Origin of the sequence: Alkaliphilus pronyensis, assembly GCF_009017275.1 — a bacterium.
GTDB classification, from domain to species: domain Bacteria; phylum Bacillota; class Clostridia; order Peptostreptococcales; family Natronincolaceae; genus Alkaliphilus_C; species Alkaliphilus_C pronyensis.
The window spans coordinates 75,413-87,669 of the sequence record NZ_WBZC01000026.1 but is presented as its reverse complement, the minus strand read 5'-3'; the positions used below and the strand labels follow the sequence as shown (position 1 = coordinate 87,669).

The following is a 12,257-nucleotide window of genomic DNA, read 5'->3' as shown; positions in this document are numbered from 1 at the left end:
TACTTTTGACACCCTAATCAATTTTTAATTTTTAATTTAAAAATTTATCATTATAAATTTTTTGTTTGGAGGTCAAATCCATGATAAAGCATAAAAAAAGAATTAGCTTTCTTATACTTTTAATATTAATAGCCCAAGTCTTACCTGCAATAGCAATTAATGATTTTACATCCCATCCAGTTTACGAAGGAGTAGATAACGCAGCAACCCAGTATGAAAATCTACTATTTACAGATATAGAAAACCACTGGGGAAAAGAAGCGATTTTAGATGCAGGGGCTCAAGCATTAATGAGGGGTGGCAATAGACTATTTAATCCAGATGAAGACCTTACATATATGGAAGCATTAACAGTATTGGTAAGGGCAATAGGACTAGAGGGAGAGGCTCAAGAACATGCAGAAACCCAAGCCCTACCCAATGTACAAGATTTTATAGTTCTTAGTGTGGTAGATGAATGGAGTCGAGGATATCTTCAATTGGCGATGCAAAATAACATTGTCACCAATCAAGAGGTTAATGAAATCACCAATCTAACACCCCAGCAGGCAGATAATATACAAAACCAAGTAGAACAAAGGCTAGATGCATATGGTGAAGATATAACCCAACAGGAGAGAGCAGCACTAGAAAGACAAATTAACCAACAGCTAGAGCTTAATCAATGGAACAGCCCTATTAGCCGACAAGAAATAGCAATGTGGTTAGCAAGAGTACTACAGCTTGAACCAATCTACGGCGACAAAATGGTAAAGGTATATAATTTTAATGACTGGCAAAAGATAGACACTGAAAAAATAGCTTATATAGAAGCAGTGCTACAGGAAGATATAATGTCGGGCTCAGAAAACAGATTCAAACCTAATGGAAATCTAACAAGGGCACAGCTGGCACAAATAATGCTTAATGTAAATGATCAGCTACTAGAAACAAGAGGTATTACAAAGCTAGAGGGAACAGTAACGAAAATAGATGATGTGACACAACAGGGTAAAAACCTTAAAATTATAACAGTAGAAAACATTGACGGAAGCTACAACATAATATCCCTTCAACCAGATACTGGTAAAGACCTAATAATACAAAAAAATAGCCAGCTTCAGCTTTCAAATGGTCTTTATGAGTGGGATAGAATACAGTATTTTATTAATGATGATGACAAGGTATTCTATGCTAAGGTTATAAACCCAGAGGCAAAATCAATAGAAGGCTTTATAGAATTTATAGATACCGAAAACAATCGTCTATCAGTTATAGACTTTAATGATAAGCAGCATTTATTTAATGTGAACAGCAATACCCCTGTAACCAACAACGGGGAAGAGGTTAGCTTTAAAGATCTTTTTTATGGACAAGAAGTGGTGGTAACCCTATTTAATGAAAATGTATCAAAAATTGAAGGCTATTTAGAGGAAGACCCTAACCTTCATGGGTATATACCACCAGGCAGCAGAGTAAAGGTAGGAGATGCTTTATTCATAAATAATAAAGAAGTAGCCCTAAAAACAGGAGATGGAGTTGAAAAATATAAAATCACCTCCAGCACAAGTGTAACAAGAGAAGGGAATGTAGCCAATCTCTTCGAAATAAAAAAAGGAGATAGATTAATACTCTCCTTTGATGACATATATAGCCCAGAGATATCGCAAATTAGAGTTGAGGATGACGAAAGACACTTAACCGCCATCTACAGAGGAACACTTGAACAAACAAGCGAAAGAAACAATGAGATAGTTCTCGAGGATGTGGAAATATTCCAAAATAATAGATGGGTTCCCCATACCGAATCAAAAATAAAGCTAAAGGCTGAAAACAACCTTTACTCAGGTGGTAATAGTATAACATTAAAGGATCTATCAAAATCAAAGGGCAAAGAGGTATTTGCTGCTACAGAAAGCAGCTATGGAGTACAGCGGGTGGCAAAGCTACTGTTAAAGGATGGAAGTACACAGCAATACAATAATAAAATATCCAGCATTCAATATGGGCTTAACAGAATGGTGGTAAACAACAATTCAATAACCTTTAATGAGGGTACAATAGTAGTTCAAAACAACCGTCTAATAGACCCCTACAACCTTGAAGCACAGCAAACTATACATGTTACTTCAGACTTCAATGCTAATAACAATAGTAGAAACGCAGCCTTTATAAATATAGAATACGATGGTATGTTAGATGATCGTATAGACGGAACAAGACTTCTTGTATATAGAGGGAAAATTGATGCTATTGGTGAATATCAGGTAACAATAGGTAGATTAGCCTATCAGCTGGACTATCTACAGCTTCAGAACAATACATGGGCAGAGGTAGATTTACCACAAAGAATATCCATGACAGAGGACACCAAAGTATTTGATAGTGAGCTGGAGCTTGAAATAGAAGTACCATATTTTATAAATTCCAGATATATCGACCCAGATGACATAGAAGATAGTAATCTTAAAAAAAGAATAAAAAATAGGCACTATGTAGGAAAAACAGCTTACTTTATCGTTAAGGAGTACAAAAATGGCACTCAAACTGTAGAAGAATTATTAGCAATAAACCTTACTCCAGACCATAAGGTTACCACCAGAAGAGTTAATACAGATCATGGAGCTATAGGAGAAATAGAAAGTATTGACTTGGATAACAATGAAGTAACCCTAAAGAATGTTAGACATTGGAATGCTCTTTCGAAAAAGTGGACACCTGTGACTACAAAGGAACCTATCCATATGGAAAAGGCAGTAATTTTGGTTAATGATCAGCCAATAACCAGTCAAGAACTATATGTTATCAAAGAAAATGCTAATGTATATATAATTAAAAATAAAGATGTTTCCACTGGTGATGACGCATATGTAGTTATTATAGAACAATAAGGGGGTTATGAAGAATGAGAAAAAGGGTTATATCAGTAATAATTATCACCATGCTACTTCTTACCCTACAAAGCTATGGTTTAGAAATACCAGGGTATGAGGGCGGTATAAAAAATGAAATGACTTATATGGAGGTTGTCTTCATAACTGGTAAACCAATAATTATGGAGGGAACCCTCGATGTTAGAATCACTGAAAGAAATGAAAAAGGCACCGAGAGATATAACTATCGCCTTGAAAACATTGAAGAAGAAGCGGAATTAACCAGAACAGTAAATTTAAGTAAGACCATTGTAGAACAAAACGGACAACGGCAAGAGGTATATACTGTTACCTCCTATAAAGAGTCATTAGAAATTGCTGGAGTTGAGTATGAAACAGATAATAAATCCTCCCAATGGAGCAAGTCAAATATATTTGAAAAAAAGCCTGGAGTCACTTACTTTGCAGGCAACTGGGATGGCAGAAAGGTATATACTGTTAACGATGACGAAGGCAAGGTTACAGTTGAAACAAGAGGCGATGTGGTAGGCTATAACCAATACTGGGGCACAACAGAAACCCAAACAATAGAGCATTTTATACGGTTTGAAGGGGTGGGAGAAGATGCAATAAAATGGCAAGGTACAGCAAGGGTAGAAGCAGTACATAATCGTACTAGGGACTACAGCTACGAAAGCAATTCACCTACACAAATTAGCTTTAGAGGTGGGTTTCTAATGACACAGCAGGAGGAGAACGTACTAAAGGTCAGCTACGACTTACCAAGACTAGCTGATGATGGTAGCCTAAGAAGTCAAAGGAATGTTGGTTTAGACAGCTATAGCGTAGATACAAACCCTATTAACGAAAGACTAATAATCCCCTCCATGAGGGATATCTCAGGACATGGAGCAGAAGCAGACATACTTCTATTGGCAAGCTTAGGAGCAGTTCCATCAGAAACCACAAACTATGGACCATCACTACCAATATCAAGAGGTGATTTTGCTCGTTTTATAACTATGTCTATGGGTATACCAATAGAAGAAGAGGAGGTCAGAAGAAGAACTATTCAAACACAGGAAGAAGAATCAATATTTGTAGATGTCAGCACCAGTAGCCCTAATTATAAATATATAAAGGCTATGGCAGAAAAGGGAGTCATGAATGGAACAGGAGAAGGTCGGTTCTATCCAAATAGATCAGTTACAAAGGCAGAGGTGGCTGCTATAGTTGTTAGGCTGTTGGGCTTTGAGAACCTTGCACCTATACAAAACTATAGTACAGGATACAAAGATGATAGACAAATTCCAGATTGGGCAAAGGATGCAGTATATGTAACAAAGGAGCTTACACTTATTGATGCTACCAGCGATAATTACTTCCAGCCCAATAGAGATATCACAAAGGCAGAAGCCGCAACTATCTTAACAAACCTTATACACTATTTACAAAAAGAATTAAGGTATGATTATAGAGAGAATATAATAAACTACTAAAACAAAGCAATTAAAATTGGAGGTAATATAATGATCAAGTTCAGCAGCTTACGACACAAGACATCACTTGTTATTGCAGTAGTAATGGTTATGGTGTTTCTAACCACAGCGTCAGCCTATGGGGACGATTATAATGAGTATCTTTTAGAGGGTCTAAAGGATATAATTATAGATAAGTACGTGGATCATTTAGACTATGAAGATTTAGAAGGAGAAACACCAAAGGATTTATTTGAAAATCTAGATAGTCATAGTGAATATTATACAAAGGAAGAGTTTGAAAGTTTTATAGAGGATATAACTGGAGAGTTTGCAGGCATAGGTGCCTATATAGAAGAAAGAGATAAAAAGGTATATATTGCAGATGTAATAAGTGGAGCACCAGCAGAAAAGGCAGGCTTAAAGGCTGGAGACGAAATTTTAAAGGTAGACGACACATTAACCAGAGGCATGTCCAGCTCGGAGGTAGCAAGCATTATCCGCGGTCCAGAGGATACAGAAGTAACTATCAGAATCAGAAGAGCAGGTGTCAAAAACCTATTAAAATTCACTATAACTAGAGGAATAATAGAAAGTAATCCTATAGAATGGGATATAATAGATGGAATAGGCTATATAAGTATAGAGGTCTTTAACGAAAAGGCTGATGATTATTTTAAAAAAGCTGTTGATATAATGGAGGAAAAAGAAATTGAAAAGGTTATAATTGATGTTAGAAATAACCCTGGTGGCTCTATTGATGAAGTAGTAAATATATGTAGATATCTAGTACCAAGGGGACCAGTTGTGTTTATTGAGTTTAAAGGCCATAACCTTACCTATTCATCCTTTTTAGATGAGCCAGTTTTTGATGATATTGTAGTATTGGCAAACGAAGGAAGTGCCAGTGCTTCAGAGATATTGGCTGCAGCAGTTCAAGATACAAAAGCCGGTGTGGTAGTGGGAAAACAAACCTACGGTAAAGGCTCAGTACAAAGGGTATATGGCTTATTTAATGGAGGCGGCTATAAACTAACAGAAGCACGATACCTTTCCCCAAATAAAACAACTATAGATGGTGTTGGAGTAACACCAAATTTTGATGTTGACCGTTTGCCAGAAGAGTTTAAAATAGATGATTTACTAGGATTAATACCCACTAAAACAATAAACAAAGGCGATAAAAGTGACGATGTATTAGCAATACAACAACGACTTCAAATTATTGGATATGAAATATCAGATGAAGATGGAGTTTATGGTGAGGCTACCCAAGAAGCAATAGATACCTTTAAAAAGGAATATGGATTTACTCATCAAGAGTTAACACCAGAGCTTCAATATAGTATAGACTTCGTTTTCCGCTTAATAGTATCCAGTGAAGAAAACGACCTACAGCTGCAATTTGCCCTTGACTACCTTAAAAATGAAGAAGTAGAAGCCGAAGCATCAAATCAATAGGCTTAATTTTTCATTGGTAATTAAACATTGATCTTGCATTGTTTTTTAATTTTTCACTTTTAAATTTAACTCAATTATTAATATAATCTTTTATATTAATAATTGTTATTGACAATAGTTATTTATTAATATAAACTGTTAAAGTTATTAAAGATCCTTATACTGTTTATAGAAAAACGTGCACCCGACAGGGTGCCCTTTACAAGGTCACCCCGAGGGGTGACTTCTCACTTTTTTTGGATATTAATTAGCATTATGAAGAAATAATAATAAAATAATTTGTTTTCGATTTGTTTTGGTTTGACTTTAATTTTCCATTTTCAATTATGATTTGTAATTTTTAATTTTTAATTTTTAATTTTCAACTTTTAATTTAAAAAGGAGTGTGTTCACTTTGCAAACAAAATACATTTTCATTACAGGAGGAGTAGTTTCCTCTTTAGGAAAAGGAATAACAGCAGCATCATTAGGACAACTATTAAAAAGTAGAGGCTTAAAGGTAACAATACAAAAATTTGATCCCTACATTAATATAGACCCAGGAACAATGAGTCCATATCAGCATGGTGAAGTTTTTGTAACCGATGATGGAGCAGAAACAGACCTAGACCTAGGACACTATGAAAGGTTCATTGACATTAACCTGAGTAAAAACAGCAATATAACATCAGGTAAAGTTTATTGGTCTGTAATTAATAAAGAGAGAAAAGGAGACTATCTAGGGGGCACAGTACAAGTAATACCCCACATAACAAATGAAATAAAAGAAAGAGTATTCAGAGTTTCAAAGGAAGCCACAATAGATGTTGTAATAACAGAAATAGGTGGTACAGTTGGCGACATAGAAAGCCTCCCCTTTTTAGAAGCAATTCGACAGGTAAAGTACGATGTTGGAGTAGAAAATGTAATGTATATACATGTTACCCTAGTACCCTACTTAAATAAGGCAGGAGAGCTGAAAACTAAACCAACCCAGCATAGTGTTAAGGAATTACGGAGCATAGGTATTCAACCAGACGTGGTGGTGTGCCGTACACAAAAACCTCTATCCCAAGAGATGAAGGATAAAATAGGACTTTTCTGTAACCTTAGTCCTAATAGCGTAGTACAAAACATTGATGCCGAAAGCCTTTACGAGGTTCCACTAATGCTTCAATCAGAAGGATTAGACGAGATAGCTGTAAAAAGATTAAACCTTAAAGCAAATACACCTGACCTAAGCAACTGGTTGCAAATTGTAGACAAGCATAAAAATCCAAGTAAAACAGTAAATATAGCACTAGTAGGTAAATATGTAGAGCTTAAGGATGCATATATATCAGTGTCAGAAGCATTGATACATGCAGGCATCCATAATAACTCTAAGGTTAATATTAAATGGATACAATCTTCCGAGGTAACCAGTACTACAGCTTCCCATATATTATCTTCAGCCGATGGTATACTTATCCCAGGTGGCTTTGGAGATAGAGGTGTTGAAGGTAAAATTCAAGCCATAAAATATGCAAGAGAAAACAAAATACCGCTATTAGGTATATGCTTAGGAATGCAGCTGGCAGTAGCTGAATTTGCAAGAAATGCAATGGGTCTATCAACTGCCCATAGCTCAGAATTAAACCCAAATACAACCCATCCAGTTATAGACCTAATGCCAGAACAGCAAGATATAGAAGACATGGGGGGAACCATGCGACTAGGCCTATACCCCTGTAAGCTTTACCCCAATACAAAGGCAAAAGAAGCATACGGAGAAGACCTAATTTATGAAAGGCACCGACACAGATACGAGTTTAATAACCAGTATCGAGAGGAGCTAACAAAGGCAGGTCTTATAATAAGTGGTATTTCACCAGATGAAAGGTTGGTAGAAATAATAGAGCTAAAAGATCACCCGTGGTTTGTAGCAGCCCAATTTCACCCAGAATTCAAATCAAGACCAACTCGCCCCCATCCATTGTTTAGAGACTTCATTAAAAATGCAATTAGTAATGATTAAATTATAATGTATAATAGTAGAAAAAGAGTAAAACGGGGGTAAAGATGGGGGATAATAATCTACGAAAAAAAGCATACCAATTTGCATTATCAATTGTTGATTTTTATAAACTAATGCAGAACGAGCAAAGGGAATTTGTAATCTCAAAACAGTTATTAAGATCAGGAACAAGCATCGGAGCAAATATTGAGGAAGCACAATATGCCCAAAGTAGAAAAGACTTCATTCATAAACTATCAATTTCATTAAAGGAAGCATCAGAAACAAAATACTGGCTACGTCTAATAAATGATAGTTATCAACTAGATAATATTAAAATTGTACAACTGTTACAGGATTGTGAAGAGCTAATATGTATTTTAGTATCAATAGTAAAAAAATCAAAATTCAACAGCGATACATAGAGTCATCAATTTGATGGTTCTTTCTGCCCCGATAGAGAAAGACTATAATAGTATTAATCTTTTAAAATCTTTGAATTAATTCTTAACTCTTAACTCTTAATTCTCAACTCTTAACTCTTAACTCTTAATTCTTAACTCTTAACTCTTAATTATGAAAGTTTAAGTTTTTTTTGTTTTAAAAAAGGATTTTTCCCCCACACATAGAATAGTTATTAAGTGGACGAATATTTTTTGGAAAAGTGTGGCTATTCCGTCACCATCCTGAAAAAAACTTGTAATACAACTGTAATGGTATTTATACCTCTACACGTGTATAATGATATGTGTAAAGGTTGAACAGGCACTTGTAATATATCTATATTACAGTTATATTACAAAATCGTCTCTATCGTTGACCTTTCAACAGTGTCAATGATATAATCAACTTTATAGAATGCGGGTACATAATTACTACACCGCTTCTATATAATTTTAAAGGAGTGGTTGGTTTCGAGAAGGGGTTACAGTCATATCCTTAATTCAAACTCACTTCAAACAAAGAAAAAAAAGGAGGAAGACATAATGAAGAAAATCCTATCATTAGTACTGGTACTTTCTATGGTACTAGGAAGTTTTGGATTTGCCTTCGCTAACGAAGAAGCAGCTGGCATGGAAAGAGTTGTTGAAGCTGGCGCATTCGGAGTAGGAGGATTAAGATTAGAAGATGTTGCTACAAGAGCAGAATTAGCAACGATAGTATTAAGACTAAGTGGTTACACAGATGAGGAAATCGTAGCTCTAAATGAAACAGCAGACTACGAAGACGTATCTGAAGACGACTGGTTTGCACCATTCGTTGGTTTAGCTACTAAAGAAGGTCTTTTCGGAGGATACGGAAACGGATACTTCGGACCAACTGATGAAGCAAACTATGCTCAACTATTAACAGTTATGTTAAGAGCATTAGGTTACGGAGACGAGTTAGCTGACCTAGCATGGCCAAATGGTTTCCTTGTTAAGGCTGCTGCAGTAGGAATCCCAGTAGATTTCTCAATCGATCCATTAGCACCAGCTACAAGAGAAGTTGTTGGAACTACAATGGAGCAATCTCTTGACGTAGCATTAAATGGAGAAGAAATGACTCTAGCAGGAAAGCTTGGTATCGAGCCAGTTGAAGTACCAGTTGAAGAGCCAGTAGTAACAGCTCTAGAAGTTGTTGATGTATATGCTGACAACTTAAAAGAAGTTGTAGTAGTATTTAACCAAGAAGTTAGTGAAGAAACAGTTGTTGACGGCAACTTCTCTTTAAACAAAGATAAAAAAATATCTACTGCAATGCTACAAGAAGATGGAATGACTGTTGTGTTAACAGTTCAAGACAAATTAGACAATCAAGTAGAGTATGAACTTACTGTTGACAAGGTTGAAAACTTAGCTGAAGAAGCTATGGAAAAAGCAGAAGTTCCGTTTGAGGCTTTTGATGGTGTATTACCTGATGTTGAAGAACTTGTAATTACTGGACCAAGAACTTTTGAAATTAAATTTACAGAGCCAGTTACAGACGTAGCAGATCAAAAGGTTGTAGTTAAGCAAGATAAGACTACTTTAGGCAATAAAGTTACAGTTGATGGAACTGAGGTTGTTAAGGTAGAAGTATTCACTAAGTTTGTAGATGGCAAGACTTACACAGCGAAAATCAGTGGATTCGAAGATTTTGCTGGATATGCTAACATAATTAGAACAGCTGAGTTCAATTATGAAGAAGATAATACTCCACCGATTGCAGAGGTTACTAAGGTAGAACAAACTTATGTAATCGTTGAGTTTAACAAGCCAGTATCTGGTTTAGAAAAAGCTTCTTTCTATCATACATTTAATGCATGGAAATCAATCGGTATCTACTCAGATGCAGATATGACAGATGCTATTACTACTAAAGAAGCTGTATCAAAAGCTTATGTTAAATTCCATGGATTAGATAATGCTGGTGACGAAATAGTAGGAAGCAGAGCTATACCAGAAGGTGAAACTGTGTTCGGAATCTTTGGTGATGACATTGAAGATAACTGGGGCAATGAGCTAGGAGATCAAACATTTGATATCAGTGTAGCAGCCGACAAGACTACACCAGAAGTAACAGAAATCAAAGTTGTTGCAGAAGATAAATTAGAAGTTAAATTCAGCAAAGAAGTTATCTTCGAAAACAAGAACATTGAAGTATTAGATGAAGACGGTGAAGAAATTGACGGAGTAACTGTAAATGTTCTTGATGCTGGAAAAGGTAAAACCTTTGAAGTTGAACTTGGAAAGAAATTATCAGGTGAAATAATTACAGTAACTATTGAGGATGTTAAAGATACAACCTTAAAAGAAAATGAATTAAATCTTTATACTGAATTAATAGAAGTTACTGATAAAACAAAGCCAGAAGTAAAAGAAGTATATTACAATATAGAATTCGATAAGGTTGATGATGGTGACAACACCTTCAAAACTAAAGAACTATATGTAAGATTCAGTGAAGAAGTAGATGCTGATACAGCACTTAAGGCTTCTAACTATGCAATTGTATTTGATGGAGCAGACGTAACTATATTAACAGAAGATCCTTCATTTGATGGAGTTAATACAAGAGTTAAATTACCATTAACTGATGCTCAAGCAGATATTATTTGGGAAGAGCAAAAACTTGATCCAACTTTATTGAAGATTAAGTTACAAGTTATTAATGTAGAAGACTTAGCAGAAAATGCTATTAAGCCAAAACTTGTATCTCTTAATACAGATATTCAAACAGAGCAATTTGTAAAGGTTGAAAGCATTGAAGCAACTGCAAAAGATACTTTAGTAGTTAAGTTTAATGATCTTCTATCTGGTGTAACAAGTGATGCATTCCTAGTTAATGGAGGAAATAACTTTACATTAACTCAAACTGAAGAAAAAGGTGCAACAGTTCTTGAGTTTGTATACGGAAGCAAAGCTTTCGAAACAGATAAGGACAATGTAACATTTGAAGTGTTATTTGGGCAAGGTCTTAAGAATTCATTTGGCACAATTATTTTAAGCTTAGATAATGATCCTACTACTGAAGTAACACAAGATGCCACAAGTGCAGAATTCTATAACAGCTTTATCAAAGATGAAATTACACCAGAAATCGTTAAGTATGATGCTGGAGACAACAAAGACAAATATAAGGTAGAAAGAACAGATGCTAGTACAATCAAGATTTACTTCTCAGAGCAAATTGACAAAGATGCTTTATCAACAATAACATTTAAGGTAGAAAAAGCTAAAGTAGATATGATTGATACTGAAGCAGGTGGAACTGTTGTTGTTCTAACAATTTCACAAAGTGGTACTGATGCTATACCAGCAGCTCCTAAAGTAACGCAAGAAAATGACGTTATTGATATGAGTGGTAACACATTTATGGCTGAGAAAGCACTTCAAAGTATCGTACCTACACCATAGTAGTATTAGTATTTTTTAAAGAGGAACTCATTGAGTTCCTCTTTTTAATATTTTTACTCTATAGCAATAGTTGGAGGGAGAACTACTTAGATTCAGCTTAGAGGCAGGAAAGATAGATGATGCAATAATAACAGACAATAGTAACATTGTTACATTGACAGTTGATGGAAAAGCTCAAGACATCGGTAAAGATAAAGAAATCAGGATTAACTACGAGCAAGATGTAACTGATAAAGCAGGAAATAAGTTAGATCATGACAAGGTTATCGAAGTTACAGTTGAAGAGCTTATAGTTGAATAATACTAACAAGCAAAAAACCTTTGAGATTAATCTCAAAGGTTTTTGCTGTGTGTACACAGTATAGACATAATGTTAAGGGTGAAGGTCTCAAACGATGCGAGACATAGTAGTGGTAAGTGTAGTGCAAGCGTACAAAAAATATGGGCAGCAAATTTTAGGGAATGACAATGTCATTCTCTATTTGATTGTTCATATTTTTAAATTCTTATTTTGCCTATATAAACCTACTTGTAGCCTAAAAATCTTTATAGTAAATAATTTCACAATAGGTAGTATAGCGTCGAAAATTGCGACCAATATATGATAAATATA

General features: G+C 35.2%; 7 protein-coding genes. All 7 read left to right on the top strand.

Annotated features, from left to right (window positions below; genetic code table 11):
• Window positions 1-80: 80 nt before the first annotated feature.
• The 7 genes from F8154_RS08495 (at window position 81) to F8154_RS08465 (ending at window position 11,945) form a co-directional block, all read left to right on the top strand.
• Window positions 81-2,870 (top strand): S-layer homology domain-containing protein, encoded by a 2,790-nt coding sequence (locus F8154_RS08495; RefSeq protein ID WP_151861190.1) that lies wholly within the window; start codon window positions 81-83, stop codon window positions 2,868-2,870.
• A gap of 14 nt (window positions 2,871-2,884) precedes the next feature.
• Window positions 2,885-4,351, top strand: a complete 1,467-nt coding sequence (locus F8154_RS08490) for an S-layer homology domain-containing protein (protein ID WP_151861189.1) — start codon at window positions 2,885-2,887, stop codon at window positions 4,349-4,351.
• A 30-nt stretch (window positions 4,352-4,381) separates the two neighbouring features.
• A complete protein-coding gene (locus F8154_RS08485) occupies window positions 4,382-5,791 on the top strand; it encodes a S41 family peptidase (RefSeq protein WP_151861188.1) in 1,410 nt (469 codons plus the stop codon).
• A gap of 394 nt (window positions 5,792-6,185) precedes the next feature.
• Window positions 6,186-7,787, top strand: coding sequence for a CTP synthase (locus tag F8154_RS08480; RefSeq protein WP_151861187.1), 1,602 nt, complete (start codon window positions 6,186-6,188; stop codon window positions 7,785-7,787).
• 44 nt (window positions 7,788-7,831) lie between these two features.
• Window positions 7,832-8,191, top strand: a complete 360-nt coding sequence (locus tag F8154_RS08475; protein ID WP_151861186.1) for a four helix bundle protein — start codon at window positions 7,832-7,834, stop codon at window positions 8,189-8,191.
• Window positions 8,192-8,752: 561 nt separating this feature from the next.
• Entirely contained in the window at window positions 8,753-11,644 is a 2,892-nt protein-coding gene (locus F8154_RS08470) for an S-layer homology domain-containing protein (protein ID WP_151861185.1), read from the top strand.
• A gap of 70 nt (window positions 11,645-11,714) precedes the next feature.
• A complete protein-coding gene (locus F8154_RS08465; RefSeq protein WP_151861184.1) occupies window positions 11,715-11,945 on the top strand; it encodes a hypothetical protein in 231 nt (76 codons plus the stop codon).
• Window positions 11,946-12,257: the final 312 nt, after the last annotated feature.

Coding starts and splice junctions, on each gene's coding strand:
- F8154_RS08495 (WP_151861190.1), top strand. CDS start 81: ATGATAAAGCATAAAAAAAGAATTAGCTTTCTTATACTTTTAATATTA.
- F8154_RS08490 (WP_151861189.1), top strand. CDS start 2,885: ATGAGAAAAAGGGTTATATCAGTAATAATTATCACCATGCTACTTCTT.
- F8154_RS08485 (WP_151861188.1), top strand. CDS start 4,382: ATGATCAAGTTCAGCAGCTTACGACACAAGACATCACTTGTTATTGCA.
- F8154_RS08475 (WP_151861186.1), top strand. CDS start 7,832: ATGGGGGATAATAATCTACGAAAAAAAGCATACCAATTTGCATTATCA.
- F8154_RS08470 (WP_151861185.1), top strand. CDS start 8,753: ATGAAGAAAATCCTATCATTAGTACTGGTACTTTCTATGGTACTAGGA.